The organism is Bacillus sp. N12A5 (assembly GCF_026790125.1).
GTDB lineage: Bacteria > Bacillota > Bacilli > Bacillales > Bacillaceae > Bacillus.
This window is the reverse complement of sequence record NZ_JALAMR010000007.1, coordinates 113,751-129,656: the sequence shown is the minus strand read 5'-3', so window position 1 is coordinate 129,656 and position 15,906 is coordinate 113,751. Positions and strand designations below refer to the sequence as shown.

The following is a 15,906-nucleotide window of genomic DNA, read 5'->3' as shown; positions in this document are numbered from 1 at the left end:
TTTAAAATGTACACATGAACTTACGTGAGGATTGATAGGAACCATGAGCATATTAAAAGCAGAACATCTTTATAAAACATACGGAGATAAAACATTATTTGACCACATCTCCTTTCATATTGAAGAGAATGAGAGAATCGGATTAATCGGGCCGAACGGAACAGGAAAATCAACGCTGCTGAAAGTGATCGCCGGCTTGGAATCTATCGAAGAGGGAGAAATCATGAAATCGGGCAGCGTGCGCGTCGAATTTCTTCATCAAGAACCGGAGCTGCCTGCGGGACAAACTGTGCTTGAGCACATCTATTCCGGTGAATCGGCTGTGATGAAAACCATGCGTGAATATGAAAAAGCGCTGTATGAACTTGGGAAAGATCCTGAAAATGAACAACGCCAGAAGCACCTGCTTGCGGCACAGGCGAAAATGGACGCAAACAACGCGTGGGATGCGAACACCCTGGCAAAAACCGTATTGTCTAAGCTAGGCGTCAACGACGTAACAAAGCCGGTCAACGAGCTCTCAGGCGGCCAGAAAAAACGGGTGGCCATTGCCAAAAACTTAATTCAGCCCGCTGACCTGCTGATCTTAGACGAGCCAACGAACCATTTGGATAATGAAACAATTGAGTGGCTTGAAGGATATTTAAGCCAATATCCCGGCGCCGTCATGCTGGTGACGCATGACAGGTATTTCTTAAACCGTGTCACGAACCGCATTTATGAGCTCGAACGAGGCAGCCTCTACACATACAAAGGCAACTATGAAGTGTTTTTAGAAAAACGCGCGGAACGGGAAGCGCAGGCTGAGCAAAAGGAAACGAAGCGGCAAAACCTGCTGCGCCGTGAACTGGCTTGGCTCAGACGGGGAGCAAAAGCACGCTCCACAAAGCAAAAGGCGAGAATTGACCGAGTGGAGGCGCTTAAGGAGCAGAAAGGCCCTCAGTCATCGGGCTCACTCGACTTTGCGATTGGCTCCCACCGTCTAGGCAAACAGGTCATTGAAGCGGAAAACATCATGATCGCTTATGACGGCCGCATGCTTGTCGACCGCTTTAATGAATTGGTCATACCGGGTGAACGGATCGGGATTATCGGACCGAACGGCATCGGAAAAACAACCCTGTTAAACACCCTTGCCGGCCGTCATACGCCTGACGGCGGCCATATTACGATCGGACAGACTGTGAGAATCGGCTACTATACCCAGGATCATAGTGAAATGAATGGCGAGTTAAAGGTTATTGACTATATAAAAGAAACGGCGGAGGTCGTAAAAACGGCGGATGGCGATATCATTACAGCTGAACAAATGCTGGAGCGTTTCCTCTTCCCGCGTTCGATGCAGCAGACGTATATCCGCAAGCTGTCCGGCGGGGAAAAACGCCGTTTATACTTGCTTCAGGTTCTCATGCAGGAGCCGAATGTCCTGTTTCTTGATGAGCCGACGAACGATTTGGATACTGAAACATTAAGCGTCCTCGAGGATTATATCGACCAGTTCCCTGGCGTCGTCATCACCGTATCCCATGACCGCTACTTCCTTGACCGTGTCGTCGACCGTTTAATTGTGTTTGAAGGAAATGGCGTCATTTCCCGCTTCCAAGGCTCCTACAGCGACTATATGGAGGAGTCAAAAGCGAAAAAAGCGGCCCAAAAACCGGCAGTTGATGAAAAACCGGCTGAAGCTGAGCCGAAGAAAAAACGGAAAAAGCTTTCTTACAAAGATCAGCTCGAATGGGACGGCATTGAGGATAAAATTGCCCAGCTGGAAGAAAAGCATGAGCAGCTCGAAGCTGACATCGCTGCAGCAGGCAGCGATTTCGGAAAAATCCAAGAGCTGATGGCCGAGCAGGCGAAAACGGCGGAAGAGCTTGAGGCTGCTATGGACCGCTGGACAGAATTGTCTCTTATGATAGAAGAGCTGGAAAGCTAAAAAACGCGGCCCGCAGAAGGCCGCGTTTTTTTCACATAATGGACAAAAACGAAGCGCCCTGCTTATGATAGGATGAAATTGTGTGTCAGCGGCACATGGAAAACTAACGGAGATGATGAAGTATGACATGGACGATCGTGATGTTAATTCTCATGAGTCTGGTAAAAATCGTATTAACCTGTCTTCCAACAGGCGTCATGGAATGGCTGCTCGGAAAATTTGAGGTACACGCCAAGCTGAGTGACGAACATGCTGTTCTCTCTATAGATGGAAAACGTCTCGAGGGTGAAGAGAAGCAGAAAGTGATTGAACAATTTAACGAAGCTGTTTTTCTGGAAAAATATTATATTTATCCAGGTGACGAAGAGCGTTATTTACATCCGGAAAACGGCGGTACGCCGCTGGTGATAGATACGAAAAAAGGCAAAAAAGTTGTAAAGCTGTTTGTATACCGCTACGGCGACCATATCGACGTCGTGAAACAGTACAAGAAGAAAGTCATTGCGTATCAATTGCTTTCTGATAGCCTTCAAAAGCAGACTCTGTCAGTGACAGGAAGTTTAGCTTAAACAAGAAAGTGCAAGACGGGTGCTTTATGGCGCTCGTCTTTTTTTCTTGTTTTTCAAAACTTTACGTTTACGTTAAGGTTCAAAAGGTGTATAATGGGAACAGAAACGGCGAAGGGGGATTTACCTTGGAATGGATGAAGATTGATCAAGTAGCCAAACGAAGCGGGCTGACAAAGCGGACCATCCGTTTTTATGAAGAAATCGGCTTGATTCCGGCGCCGAAACGGACAGACGGCGGCGTAAGGCTTTATTCAGAGGATGATATGGAGGAGCTTGAGAAAGTCATCAGCACAAAAGAGGTGCTCGGTTTTTCCCTTCAGGAGCTTCAGCATTTCATGGAAACCAGCCGCCAGCTAGAGTTAAACAAAGAGGGGTATTTGTTGTCACTGGATCCTAAGGAACGGAAAGAAAAACTGGAGGAAATTCAGGAAACCCTGAATCACCAGCTGAATTTGATTGATGAGAAAATCCGCACATTCCAAAGCTTTAAAGAACGCCTGCAAGGCATGAAAAATAAAGCGGAACGTGCCATTCAATCAATCGAATGAAACGTTTGCCAAACGCTATTTTTGTAGCGTTTCTTTTAATGGAATAAAGATGGAGGTCAGGTCAAATGGATAAGACGAAACAAGTGAATCAGAAAACAGGCTTGCTCAGCCAGCCGAAAGCGGTATGGGCTGTGGCATTTGCCTGTGTGATTTCCTTTATGGGAATCGGGCTGGTCGATCCAATTCTTCCGGCCATTGCCGCACAATTACATGCTTCACCTAGTGAAGTATCACTCTTGTTTACAAGTTATTTGCTCGTTACCGGATTTATGATGTTTTTCTCAGGAGCCATTTCCAGCCGCATCGGCGCGAAATGGACGTTAATTCTAGGACTCATTTTTATTATTGTGTTTGCGGGGCTTGGCGGCAGCTCAAGCTCAATCGCTCAGTTAGTCGGGTATCGCGGCGGCTGGGGATTAGGTAATGCTTTGTTTATTTCAACAGCGCTTGCAGTTATCGTCGGCGTATCAGTCGGAGGAAGTGCCCAAGCGATTATTTTGTATGAGGCTGCGCTCGGTCTCGGGATTTCTGTCGGGCCGCTAGCAGGCGGAGAGCTTGGAAGCATTTCATGGCGCGCACCGTTTTTCGGAGTATCTGTCCTGATGTTTATTGCGTTAATCGCGATTTCTTTCATGCTTCCGAAGTTGCAGAAACCGGCGAAACGCGTCGGAGTGTTTGATGCGATGAAGGCGCTCAAATATAAAGGCCTTTTAACAATGGCGGTATCGGCATTCTTATACAACTTTGGATTTTTTATCCTACTTGCTTATTCTCCGTTCGTTCTGGATTTAGATGAACACGGTCTTGGATATGTCTTCTTCGGCTGGGGCCTTCTGCTGGCGATTACGTCAGTCTTTACGGCGCCGCTCGTGCACAAAGCGCTGGGCACAGTGCGTTCCTTGGTTGTTCTCTTTATCGCCTTTGCAGTCATTCTTATGATCATGGGGATCTGGACAGAGCATCAGACATTGATTATTACATGTATCGTTGTCGCTGGTGCTGTCCTCGGTATGGTGAATACGATCATGACAACCGCTGTGATGGGTTCTGCGCCGGTTGAACGTTCAATCGCGTCTTCAGCCTACAGCTCAGTCCGCTTCATCGGCGGTGCGCTCGCTCCGTGGATTGCGGGAATGCTGTCAGAGCACTTCACCGCAAGCACACCATATACAGTAGGCGGTATCGTCGTTTTTGTCGGCATGCTTGTCCTTCTCATGGGACGTAAACACCTTGCCGGAATTAAGGCGGGACATTAATGGCGAAAGACACTGCAGATGCAGTGTCTTTTTTCATTTGATCAAGTTATACCCTTTATTGTCAGTATTCATGATCAGTTATAATGGCATCATCATAACATTAGTGCAGGAAAGGACAGCCTTATGACACAATTTTACGATTTAACGGCTAAAACGCCTTTAGAAACCGGTTCTTTCAGGCAACGAAAACGGCGTTCACGGAAAGGGCATCCGCTTCGGTCTGGCATTGATGCGGCGGGTATTTATCTAGAAGAGGCCGATAATGTATCCGTTCATTTACGATTGCCATATCAAGTGATGGTTCATGCTATAGAGGGGACGTTTGCCATGGATAAGGCAAAACCTGACGAATATGATCAGAAGTGTTTACAGGTGCTCTATCATTACATACACAGCGTCATGAAAAACAGCTTTTCGGTTGAATGGTTCACCGCTTGGGCTGATGAGGAGGACTTTGAACTGTCTGCCAAAAGAGAGCTGACACTTGATGAATTCACATCGCCATCGCAGCTCATTTTAAAAGACAGAGAGCTGTTGAGAATCGTTCAGAAAAAATGGCAGTAAAAAACCCGCCCTTCAGCAGGCGGGTTTTCTTCAATTTAAAGCACTTTCGTCGTCCAAGACTCGCAGTTCCATGTTTCTGTCGCGATATCCATATAAAAGTCGGGCTCGTGGGAAATGAGCAGAATGGAGCCTTTGTATTCTTTGAGGGCGCGCTTGAGCTCTTCCTTGGCATCGACATCCAAGTGGTTTGTCGGCTCATCGAGCACCAGCAGATTTGTTTCTGAATTGATCAGCTTGCATAATCTGACTTTCGCTTTCTCTCCTCCGCTTAATACGGAGACGCGGCTTTCGATATGCTTTGTTGTCAGCCCGCATTTTGCCAGTGCGGCACGGATTTCATACTGCGTATAAGAAGGGAATTCGCTCCATACCTCTTCGATGCACGTATTGTTGTTTGTTTCCTTAACCTCTTGCTCAAAATAGCCGGTAAAGAGATGCTCGCCGCGTTCAACAGAGCCCTCAAGCGGCTGGATTTCGCCAAGCAGGCTCTTCAGCAACGTCGTTTTTCCGATTCCGTTTGCGCCGTAAAGGGCGATTTTTTGGCCGCGCTCCATGCGGAGGTTGAGCGGACGGGACAGCGGGGAATCGTAACCGATCACGAGATCCTTCGTTTCAAAAATCAGCTTGCCTGAGGTTCTCGCCGGCTTAAAGTGGAATTCCGGCTTTGGCTTTTCTGCCGCCAGCTCGATCATATCCATCTTATCGAGTTTCTTTTGGCGGGACATCGCCATGTTTCTCGTGCTGACACGGGCTTTGTTGCGGGCAACGAAATCCTTCAGCTCTGCGACTTCCTGCTGCTGCTTTTTGTAGGCCGCTTCAAGCTGCTGTTTCTTCACCTCGTAGACTTCCATAAACTGATGGTAGTCGCCAACATAGCGAGTCAGCTCTTGATTTTCTACGTGATAAATCAGGTTGATGACGCTGTTTAAGAACGGAATGTCATGGGAAATCAGGATGAACGCGTTCTCGTATTCCTGCAGATAGCGTTTCAGCCATTCAATATGCTGTTCATCAAGATAGTTGGTCGGCTCATCGAGAAGCAGAATTTCCGGCTTTTCAAGGAGCAGCTTGGCGAGAAGGACCTTTGTGCGCTGTCCGCCGCTCAAATCAGTGACATCACGCTCTAATCCGATATCGCTCAAGCCGAGGCCGCGGGCGATTTCCTCCACCTTGGAATCAATGACATAAAAATCATTGTTTGTCAGCGCGTCTTGAATTACGCCGACTTCTTCAAGCAGCTTTTCGAGCTCGTCGGGATCAGCCTCGCCCATTTTGTTGTAAATCTCGTTCATTTCCTCTTCCATCGCAAATAAATAATGGAACGCGTCTTTCAGGACGTCACGGATGGATTTTCCTTTTTCCAGCACGGTATGCTGATCGAGATAGCCGACACGGACATTTTTTGACCACTCGACTTTTCCCTCATCAGGTTCAAGCTTTCCGGTAATAATATTCATGAAGGTTGATTTTCCTTCACCATTTGCGCCGATCAAGCCGACGTGCTCGCCTTTTAACAGGCGGAAGGAAACGTTATTAAAAATGGCCCGGTCCCCGAAGCCGTGGCTTAAATCCTTTACAGATAAAATACTCATGTTTACACCTCTATCGTTATCAAACACGCACAATCGGCGTGTAATATTCACCCTTTTGATTATAAAGGAGGATTCGGAATGTTGAAAGGTATAGGAAAGAAAAAGAAAAATTGCGTTCCGGGCGAGGTTTTGAGATACTATGGAATAGATTTCAGGAATTGAGGAGAACAAAATGACGCAAACTTGGCCATTTTTACATAATGCACAATCATTTATACAAGAGAATTGGAATGCTTCCGGCTTTCAAAAGCCGACCCCTGTTCAGGAGCAGGCAGCCCAGCTGATTATGGACGGAAAGGATGTTATTGCGGAATCGCCGACAGGCACAGGCAAGACGCTGGCGTATGCGCTGCCGGTCTTAGAGCGGATCAAGCCGGACCAGAAGCATCCGCAGGCAGTCATTTTAGCGCCTTCGCGTGAGCTGGTGATGCAGATTTTTCAGGTGATTCAGGATTGGAAAGCGGGCTCAGAGCTGCGCGCGGCTTCCTTAATCGGCGGGGCGAATGTGAAGAAGCAGGTCGAAAAGCTGAAAAAACACCCGCATATCATCGTCGGTACGCCAGGCAGGGTATTTGAGCTGATTAAAGCAAAGAAACTCAAAATGCATGAAGTGAAAACGATCGTGCTTGATGAAACGGATCAGCTTATCCTGCCGGAGCATCGCGAAACGATCAAGCAAATCATTAAAACGACATTGAGAGACCGGCAGCTTCTTTGTTTCTCAGCCACCCTCAAAAAGGAAACAGAGGATGTGCTTCGCGAACTGGCGCAAGAGCCTGAGGTATTGAAGGTACAGCGAAGCAAGGCGGAAGCTGGAAAAGTGAAGCATCAATATCTGATTTGCGACCAGCGCGACAAAGTGAAGCTGCTGCAAAAGCTGTCAAGGCTCGAAGGCATGCAGGCGCTCGTATTTGTGAGAGACATCGGCAACCTGAGTGTATATGCGGAAAAGCTGGCCTATCACCACGTTGATCTCGGCGTTTTGCACAGTGAGGCGAAAAAAATGGAGCGGGCTAAAATCATTGCTGCATTCGAAGACGGAGCGTTTCCGCTTTTATTGGCGACTGACATTGCTGCACGCGGTTTAGACATTGAAAACCTGCCATACGTAATTCATGCAGATATTCCTGACGAAGACGGCTACGTTCACAGATCAGGTCGAACAGGCCGTGCCGGAAAAGAGGGCAATGTGCTGAGCCTCGTTACAAAACTGGAGGAATCAAAGCTGAAAAAAATGGCGAAGAAGCTTGGCGTGGAGCTGAGTGAAGCTGTGTATGCCGGCGGAAAATTGAAGACGAAATAAAAAGGAGGGCGAAAAGCCCTTCTTTTTTGTTGTAAAATAATAGAAAAAGTTTCGCGCGGGGGTGGGAAGATGGTTTCAATAGACAGATTTCAAGCAGTGAAGGAGCCAGAGCTGAAGATCCTTGAACACTGGTTTGAACATGAGGATACCAGGCGGAGAATGGATGGCATGCTGCCATTAGATGACTGGTATGCACGAGTAAGTAAAGATGAACAGGATACTGTCATCATGGCATATGATGGACAGCTGCCGGCAGGGATGGCCGTTATTGAGTTCGGGGAGGAGCGGACGTATATTGGATTAATCGTTAATCCTTTGTACCGGCTTCAAGGGTATGGAAAACGGATATTGCAAAAACTGCTGGCTGATCAGGATTTTACTAGCGTGCGGGAATGGGTGGCATGCATCGAAGAAGACAATCGAGTCAGTTTAGCCTGCTTTCAAGCAGCAGGATTCACTTTAGAAGATACAGAACCTGATGAAGATGGTTTTCTTACGCTGATTCTTCGCAGCTGACCTCATCCCAACACAAAAGGAGGGCAAAAAGCCCTCCCATTTTCATCTTCAGCTCGGATCGCTGACCTTGATCAGCTGTTTTCCTTTATTTTCTCCCTTAAATAAGCCGAGAAACGCGTCAGGAATGTTTTCGAAGCCTTCTGTGATGGTTTCCTCGTAATGAAGTTTACCAGCCTTCAGCCATTCGGCCAGCTGTTTTGCCCCCTCAGAAAAACGATCGGAGTAGTCGCTTACGATAAACCCTTGCATCAGCGACTTCGTTTTAATGAGTTTTGATTGAACACGAGGGCCCATGTCATCTGCTTCGCTTTCTGCGTTATAGGAAGATATGGCGCCGCACACCGGAATGCGGGCAAATTCATTGAGCAGGTTCATGACCGCGTCTGAAATCGGTCCGCCTACATTGTCAAAATACACATCGACACCGTTAGGACAAGCGTCTTCAAGCGCTTTTTGGATATCATCAGCTGTTTTGTAATTGATGGCTTCATCAAACTGCAGCTCCTGCTTTAAATAGGAGACTTTTTCATCAGAGCCCGCGATGCCGACAACTCGCGCGCCTTTGATTTTGGCAATCTGCCCGACTGTTGAACCGACGGCTCCCGCAGCTCCGGAGACCACTACGGTTTCGCCTTCTTTCGGACGCCCGATATCCAGCAATCCAAAGTATGCCGTCAAGCCGGTCATCCCCAAAATGCCGAGATAGGCAGAAGCGGGAGCAAGGCTTGTATCAATGTTTCGCAAGGCAGACTCGCTTACCGAGGAAAATTCCTGCCAGCTGAGGTTTCCGATGACGATATCGCCTTTTTTCAGATGATTCCCGTCTGATACAACTTCAGCGATGACCCCGCCAGAAAGCGCTTCATTCAAGGCGAACGGCTCAACATATGACTTCGTATCCTGCATACGGCCGCGCATATAAGGGTCAACCGATACATAAAGCGTTTTGACAAGCACTTCCCCTTGCTTCGGTTCAGGAACCGGAATGGTTTCAAAGCGAAAATCTTCATGAACGGGAACACCTTGCGGACGTCTTGCTAATTGAATTTGCTGCTGAGATGCTGTCATTTTCATCCTCCTATCACTTGGTTGACACCACTGTAACATGGACAGGAGAGGAAATACAAAAGGTATGCTGGCATACAAAAAAGGAGAGGGGTTCCTCTCCTTTTTATTTGGCCCGTAATTTCGGGCACAGTCCCGTCGGCAGGCACATTGGCTTCTGGTCGATCGGGCTTCTCATAATGCAGCATTCCAAGCCGAAGACTTCACGGAAAAACGGCTGGGTAAATACGTCTTCCGGTGTTCCGGCATTGTATATTTTTCCGTCCAGTACACTGATCAAATAGTCGGCATATTGAGCGGCTTGGTTTAAATCATGGAGCACCATGACAACGGTGCGGCCATGATCGCGGTTCAGCTTTTTCAGAAGCTCAAGCACTTCAATCTGGTGTGAGATGTCTAAATATGTGGTCGGTTCATCAAGCAAAAGCAAATCAGTGCCTTGTGCAAGCGCCATGGAAATCCATGCTCTTTGTCTTTGGCCGCCTGAGAGGGCATCCAGTGTCCGATCCTTCAGCTCAATCATGCCCGTTGCTTCCAGCGCCCACTCTACCATGTCGTGATCCTCTTGGGTATGCTTGGATAACAGCTTTTTGTGAGGATGTCTGCCGAAATAGCATAATTCTTCTACCGTCAATCCTTCAGGCGCCTGAGGAGATTGAGGTAGAATGGCCAGTTTTTTTGCGACTTCTTTTGATGGCTGGCGGTGTATATCTTTTCCCTCTAATAGAACAGTACCGCTTTTTGGAGCCATCAGCCTGGCGAGCGATTTGAGGATCGTTGATTTCCCGCAGCCATTGGCGCCGATAAGCGCAGTGATTTTGCCTTCTTCTATCTTTAAATCGACTCCGTCTATAATCACTGTGCTGTCATATGAAAGAGTGAGTTGGTCTGCAGCCAGTTTTCCCATGGTATCCTCTCCCTACTGTTTCCTCGCTTCAAATTTCAATAAATATAAGAAATAAGGCGTACCGATCACGGCCGTCAGTATGCCAGCCGGTATTTCAACCGGGGGCATGATGCCGCGCCCTAATGTATCTGCAATTAATAATATAATAGCACCAATCAATGCCGATGCAGGCAGTAAATATTTAGCTTTTTCTCCGGTAAGCCGTCTGGCGATATGCGGAGCAAGCAAACCGATAAAACCGATTGAGCCGACGACGGCTACACAGCTTCCCGCAAGTGCAACCGCGGTGAAAATCAGGATGAATCTCAGCCGGTTTGCGTTTTCGCCCAGACCCTGTGCAAGCTCATCACCGAGAGACATCAGGTCCAGCTTCGGTATGAGAATGCAGACGATCGGCAAAAGAATCAATAGCCATGGCGCAAGCAGCTTGACTTCTTCCCAGTTTCTTCCCCAGAGGCTGCCTGTCAGCCAAATGAGTGCAGCATTCACGTCGCCCGGAAACTTGACCATCATATATTGCATCCCGGCGTGGCAGACCGCGCCTAAGGCGATGCCTGATAAAGCCAGTGAAGAGGGCTGAATGCTTTTTTTGCGGGCTATCATTAATAATAGTACAGCAATAATGGCGGCGCCGGCAAATGCGGAGAACGGAAGCACGTATACCGGTGATTCAGGAAAGATCAGAATCACAGTCATCGCCGCAAGTCCGGAACCTTTTGAAATGCCGACAACGTCCGGAGAAGCGAGCGGGTTGCGAATCACACCCTGTAAAATTGCTCCGGCTGCGGCAAGCCCGGCACCAGCCAAAATCGCTAATACAATCCGTGGGAGGCGATATTGCTGAATGATAAATTCAAAGGAATGATCCAATCCCAGCAAATTCGTCACTACCGCAGCTGGTGAAATGTATAAGGCGCCGAAGCCGATGCTGATGACGGACAGAACGATCAGAATCACGGCCAATAGAAGTATCGCCAGCAAGGGGCGTTTTTGTTTTCTGGTTGTTTTCTTCATTTCAGATTTCGCCCTTTCCTCGCCAAGTATAAGAAGAACGGTGTTCCGATAATTGCTGTGACAATGCCAACCGGTGATTCATAGGGAAATGCAATCCATCTGGCCAGAACATCGGCGTACACCAGCAAAATGGCACCGAACAGCGCCGAAAACGGAAGCACGTATTGGTAATGTTCTCCGATCAGCTTGCGGACAATATGCGGAACAAGCAGTCCGACAAATCCAATCGGCCCGGCGACGGCTACGGAAGCGCCGGAAAGAATTAAAATGATCAAACTGATCAGAATTCGGATGCCGTTCATATTTTGCCCAAGCCCTTTTGCTGTTTCGTCTCCGAGACCAAGAACAGAAACAGAGCCGGAAAACACGAGGGCCAGCCCGATGCCGATCACAGAAAACGGAGCGATGGTCATGACGTCCTGCCAATTGCTCCCATCTATCGCGCCTGTCATCCAGTACAGGACATCCTCTCCCGACTCATTTAAAATAATAATAGCCTGTGTCATGGAAGAGAGGAACAAATGCACCGCCATTCCTGACAGGGCCAGCTTGACAGGTGTCATTCCGCCAGATGAGGCAATCATGTATACAATCGCACCGCCTGCTGCCGCACCCGCAAAAGCGAATACAACGGAGGAGTAGGGCGATGCCGGCAGAACGACGAGCGCAGCAACGACAAAAAGCGATGCACCCGCATTCACGCCGAAAATTTGAGGTGAAGCCAGAGGGTTTCTCGTCATGGCCTGCATCAGCGCCCCTGCTACGGCCAGGCTGGCGCCGACGAAAACGCCGATTAATGTGCGGGGAAGGCGAAGAGTAGAGATGATGAGCTGTTCCTTAGAACCGTCCCATACAAAAAGATATTTCAATGCATCGATGATGCCGATATCTGAGGCGCCTACTGAAAGATTCAGCCCAAGCCCGAATATTAATATGATCAGTGCGATGATGAACATCATCAGTCTTGATGATGAGCGCCGTTTGGCTGAATGATACAACTGTCTCACTTCCTTACTGCGTCTGATTGCAAAAACGAAGAAGCAAGGATTTCCCCTCGCTTCTTTTTTGTCCTACTTATTATACACTTTTTTGAGGACGTCTTTGGCGCTTGTTTCACTAGACTTGATCCCTCTGAATCTTGTCCAAGTGTCACGGTCCGCATCATAGATTTGTCCGTTTTTCACCGCTTTGAGATTTTTCCAGAGCGGGTTCTTTTTCCACTCGTCTACAATTGTCTTGCCTTCATTCGCTGAGATGAACAATATATCAGGATCGATTTTGCTCAATTGCTCAAGGCTGACCTCTTGATAGGCTTCATTTGATTTCACAGCGTGTGTAAAGCCGAGCATGTTAAAGATTTCTCCGTCATAAGATGATGACGTATGAAGCTGGAATGAATCTGCTCTCGCAACCCCGAGAACGATGCTGCGATTTTCATCTTTAGGAAGTTCCGCTTTCAGATCGTTGATCACTTTTTTGTGATCGGCAAGCTTCTCTTTTCCTTCATTTTCTTTATTTAATGCTTTAGCGATCGTTGTAAAGCTGTCGATCGTTTCGTCATAAGTCGCTTCCCGGCTTTTTAATTCAATTGTCGGGGCGATTTGTTTCAGCTGTTTATAAATGTTTTTATGGCGCTCAGCGTCAGCGATGATTAAATCAGGCTTCAAGGAACTGATGACTTCAAGATTCGGTTCGCTGCGTGTGCCTACAGATGTATAATCGATTGAACTGCCGACAAGCTTTTTAATCATATCTTTTTTGTTGTCATCGGCGATGCCCACTGGCGTAATGCCGAGATTGTAGACAGCATCCAAGAATGATAGCTCTAGGACAACCACCCGCTTAGGTGTGCCGCTTACTGTCGTTTTTCCTTCTTCGTCTCGGATCACTCTGGAATCCTTAGACTCGCTTTTGCCGCTTCCGTTGTTATTCTGGCTTGATGAACAGCCAGATACAATGAGGCAGGCGAGCAATAAAACACTCATGATGGCAATCAACTTGTTAGAATAGGTGCGCATGTCATTCTTCCTTCTTTTAGATTTAGTAATGAGAATCATTATCACATGTAAACACTATAATAGCATGGCTCATCATGTCAATATTTTTTTAATAAAGAAAGCTGCGGTTTATTGCTTTTTCATGAAAGCATCATCAGACACAAATAAGTGGTATGCAACGTTACCGTGTCTTCGAGACAAAAACGCATGGGCGTTGGCTTTAGAGGTTTCGAACATATCAGCAGTGACATAAGGAAGGAGAGTGCTGAGATAACCGGACAATTTCTTTTCTATTTCATCTGTTAGTGCAAATTCAATGTCGCCGATATTCATGATAATCGAGAAAACAAAGTCGATATCGATATGAAAATGTTCCTCGGCAAAAACCGCAAGCTCGTGAATTCCTGGTGAACATCCGGCGCGCTTATAGAAAATCTGTTTGACTAAATCACTCACAATCCAAGCATTGTATTGCTGTTCTGGTGAAAAGTATTGCATTAGACATACCTCCTGCTCGTACGGATAAAGGCAGCATTTCATGGTCGTGTGCTCCGTGCAGCGGCTTCTCTTTAATTTTGATTTTTCTGAAAATGGGTCCCGTTCCTATCACTTTACCATGGGCGGAAAATAAAAGGCTACTATCATTCTTCCTGTTTTTCTCTCCAATGTTCTGAAATCTGTTTCATCAATATGCGAACGGGTATAAAAGAAACATAGATATCATGAAGGAGGAATTCGAAATGAAACCAGTTGTAAAAGAGTATACAAACGACGAACAGCTCATGAAGGATGTAGAAGAATTACAGAAAATGGGTGTTGCGACAGAGGATGTATACGTCTTAGCTCACGATGATGACAGAACGGAACGCCTGGCAGGCAACACGAATGCCAACACGATCGGAGCAAAAGAAACAGGTTTCAAGCACGCGGTAGGAAATATCTTTAATAAAAAAGGAGACGAGCTCCGCAATAAAATTCACGAAATCGGCTTTTCTGAAGATGAAGCCGCTCAATTCGAAAAACGTTTAGATGAAGGGAAAGTGCTTCTCTTTGTGACAGATAATGAAAAAGTGAAATCCTGGGCATAATGCAGGGATATAGCCCAAAAGGCAAACTTCGGCCTTTTGGGTTTTTTTGCGGTCTTTGCGGTATATGCGTTGCAGTATGCCGCAATCAGATAGCGGAACATTTTCGGTTCTGAATGTCCCTCAATTTGCTATTATATTTTTGTGATAAATTGGAATAAAATCTCACAAAATAGAAAATGGGGGTACATAGTGAATGAAAAAAGTAATGTTAGCTACGGCTCTGTTTTTAGGATTGACTCCAGCTGGCGCGAACGCAGCTGATTTAGGCCATCAGACGTTGGGATCCAATGATGGCTGGGGCGCGTATTCAACCGGCACAACAGGCGGATCAAAAGCATCGTCCTCGAATGTGTATACCGTCAGCAACAGAAACCAGCTTGTCTCGGCACTAGGAAAGGAAACCAACACAACGCCAAAAATCATTTATATCAAGGGAACGATTGACATGAATGTGGATGACAATCTAAAGCCGCTTGGTCTAAATGACTATAAAGATCCGGAGTACGATTTGGATAAATATTTGAAAGCCTATGACCCAAGCACATGGGGCAAAAAAGAGCCGTCTGGAACTCAAGAAGAGGCGAGAGCACGCTCACAGAAAAACCAAAAAGCACGGGTTATGGTGGATATTCCTGCTAACACGACCATCGTCGGTTCAGGGACAAATGCCAAAATCGTGGGCGGAAACTTCCAAATCAAAAGTGATAACGTCATTATCCGCAATCTCGAATTCCAGGACGCTTATGATTATTTTCCGCAGTGGGATCCGACTGACGGCAGCTCAGGAAACTGGAACTCACAATACGACAACATCACGATAAACGGCGGCACGCACATATGGATTGACCATTGCACCTTTAATGACGGTTCCCGGCCAGACAGCACATCGCCTAAGTATTTCGGCAGAAAATATCAGCATCATGACGGGCAAACTGATGCTTCTAACGGTGCTAACTATATCACGATGTCTTACAACTATTATCACGATCATGATAAAAGCTCCATCTTCGGATCAAGCGACAGCAAAACATCTGATGACGGAAAATTAAAAATTACGCTTCACCACAACCGCTACAAGAATATCGTTCAGCGCGCACCGAGAGTCCGCTTCGGACAAGTGCATGTATACAACAACTATTATGAAGGCAGTACAAGCTCCTCAGATTATGCCTTCAGTTATGCGTGGGGAATCGGAAAGTCCTCTAAAATCTATGCTCAGAACAATGTCTTTGACGTACCTGGACTGACAGCTGCTAAAACGATCAGCGTATTTAGCGGGGGAACAGCCTTATATGACTCAGGCACATTGCTGAACGGGGCACAAATCAACGCATCGGCTGCAAACGGGCTGAGCTCTTCTGTCGGCTGGACGCCGTCTCTGCACGGCACAATTGATGCTTCCGCCAATGTGAAAACAACTGTTATATCCCAAGCGGGTGCGGGTAAACTAAATTAAGAAAATGAAAAACACAAAGGGATGTTCACCTTTGTGTTTTTTAATTAATTAAAATGTTTATTAACTTAGTTAAGGAGTAGAATGGGAAAGGGGATCGG

Annotated in this window: 15 protein-coding genes and 1 pseudogene; 9 read left to right on the top strand and 7 right to left on the bottom strand. The window is 46.9% G+C overall.

Annotation, left to right across the window (positions count from 1 at the left end; genetic code table 11):
* The first annotated feature begins 43 nt into the window (after positions 1-43).
* The 5 genes and pseudogenes from MOC09_RS08675 to MOC09_RS08655 all read left to right on the top strand — a co-directional run bounded on the left by MOC09_RS08675 (position 44) and on the right by MOC09_RS08655 (position 4,787).
* Positions 44-1,933, top strand: coding sequence for an ABC-F family ATP-binding cassette domain-containing protein (locus MOC09_RS08675; RefSeq protein WP_268370215.1), 1,890 nt, complete (start codon positions 44-46; stop codon positions 1,931-1,933).
* Positions 1,934-2,055: 122 nt separating this feature from the next.
* Positions 2,056-2,502 (top strand): YfmQ family protein, encoded by a 447-nt coding sequence (locus tag MOC09_RS08670; RefSeq protein WP_268370213.1) that lies wholly within the window; start codon positions 2,056-2,058, stop codon positions 2,500-2,502.
* 125 nt (positions 2,503-2,627) lie between these two features.
* On the top strand, positions 2,628-3,050 hold the full coding sequence (locus tag MOC09_RS08665) for a MerR family transcriptional regulator (RefSeq protein WP_268361496.1): 423 nt from the start codon (positions 2,628-2,630) through the stop codon (positions 3,048-3,050).
* Between the two features lie 65 nt (positions 3,051-3,115).
* A complete protein-coding gene (locus MOC09_RS08660) occupies positions 3,116-4,306 on the top strand; it encodes an MFS transporter (RefSeq protein WP_268370212.1) in 1,191 nt (396 codons plus the stop codon).
* A gap of 327 nt (positions 4,307-4,633) precedes the next feature.
* Positions 4,634-4,787, top strand: a pseudogene (locus tag MOC09_RS08655) (hypothetical protein).
* Positions 4,788-4,905: 118 nt separating this feature from the next.
* Here the strand turns inward: MOC09_RS08655 and MOC09_RS08650 are convergent.
* Entirely contained in the window at positions 4,906-6,462 is a 1,557-nt protein-coding gene (locus MOC09_RS08650) for an ABC-F family ATP-binding cassette domain-containing protein (protein ID WP_021481222.1), read from the bottom strand.
* Positions 6,463-6,634: 172 nt separating this feature from the next.
* Here MOC09_RS08650 and MOC09_RS08645 point away from each other — a divergent pair, with 172 nt between their 5' ends.
* Together MOC09_RS08645 and MOC09_RS08640 are read left to right on the top strand one after the other, a co-directional pair.
* Positions 6,635-7,765, top strand: a complete 1,131-nt coding sequence (locus MOC09_RS08645; protein ID WP_268361500.1) for a DEAD/DEAH box helicase — start codon at positions 6,635-6,637, stop codon at positions 7,763-7,765.
* 69 nt (positions 7,766-7,834) lie between these two features.
* Complete coding sequence (locus MOC09_RS08640) at positions 7,835-8,281, top strand: GNAT family N-acetyltransferase (protein ID WP_268361202.1); 447 nt, start codon at positions 7,835-7,837, stop codon at positions 8,279-8,281.
* Between the two features lie 48 nt (positions 8,282-8,329).
* Here the strand turns inward: MOC09_RS08640 and MOC09_RS08635 are convergent, their stop codons facing one another.
* From MOC09_RS08635 to MOC09_RS08610, 6 genes are all read right to left on the bottom strand, one after another.
* A complete protein-coding gene (locus MOC09_RS08635; RefSeq protein ID WP_268361203.1) occupies positions 8,330-9,349 on the bottom strand; it encodes an NADP-dependent oxidoreductase in 1,020 nt (339 codons plus the stop codon).
* Positions 9,350-9,452: 103 nt separating this feature from the next.
* Positions 9,453-10,253, bottom strand: coding sequence for a Fe(3+)-citrate ABC transporter ATP-binding protein YfmF (gene yfmF / locus MOC09_RS08630; protein ID WP_003233737.1), 801 nt, complete (start codon positions 10,251-10,253; stop codon positions 9,453-9,455).
* Between the two features lie 12 nt (positions 10,254-10,265).
* Positions 10,266-11,267: a Fe(3+)-citrate ABC transporter permease YfmE gene (gene yfmE / locus MOC09_RS08625; RefSeq protein ID WP_268370211.1), complete on the bottom strand. Its 1,002-nt coding sequence runs from the start codon at positions 11,265-11,267 to the stop codon at positions 10,266-10,268.
* Positions 11,264-12,265 (bottom strand): Fe(3+) dicitrate ABC transporter permease FecD, encoded by a 1,002-nt coding sequence (gene fecD / locus MOC09_RS08620; RefSeq protein WP_268361205.1) that lies wholly within the window; start codon positions 12,263-12,265, stop codon positions 11,264-11,266. Before fecD ends, yfmE begins: the two co-directional genes overlap by 4 nt.
* A 72-nt stretch (positions 12,266-12,337) precedes the next feature.
* A complete protein-coding gene (yfmC, locus tag MOC09_RS08615; RefSeq protein ID WP_268370209.1) occupies positions 12,338-13,285 on the bottom strand; it encodes a Fe(3+)-citrate ABC transporter substrate-binding protein YfmC in 948 nt (315 codons plus the stop codon).
* Between the two features lie 108 nt (positions 13,286-13,393).
* Positions 13,394-13,762: a YfmB family protein gene (locus tag MOC09_RS08610; protein ID WP_268370207.1), complete on the bottom strand. Its 369-nt coding sequence runs from the start codon at positions 13,760-13,762 to the stop codon at positions 13,394-13,396.
* A gap of 242 nt (positions 13,763-14,004) precedes the next feature.
* Between MOC09_RS08610 and MOC09_RS08605 the strand changes: the two genes are divergently transcribed.
* Together MOC09_RS08605 and MOC09_RS08600 are read left to right on the top strand one after the other, a co-directional pair.
* Positions 14,005-14,352: a general stress protein gene (locus MOC09_RS08605; RefSeq protein WP_268370205.1), complete on the top strand. Its 348-nt coding sequence runs from the start codon at positions 14,005-14,007 to the stop codon at positions 14,350-14,352.
* 193 nt (positions 14,353-14,545) lie between these two features.
* Positions 14,546-15,808, top strand: coding sequence for a pectate lyase (locus MOC09_RS08600; protein WP_268370204.1), 1,263 nt, complete (start codon positions 14,546-14,548; stop codon positions 15,806-15,808).
* Positions 15,809-15,906 lie beyond the last annotated feature (98 nt).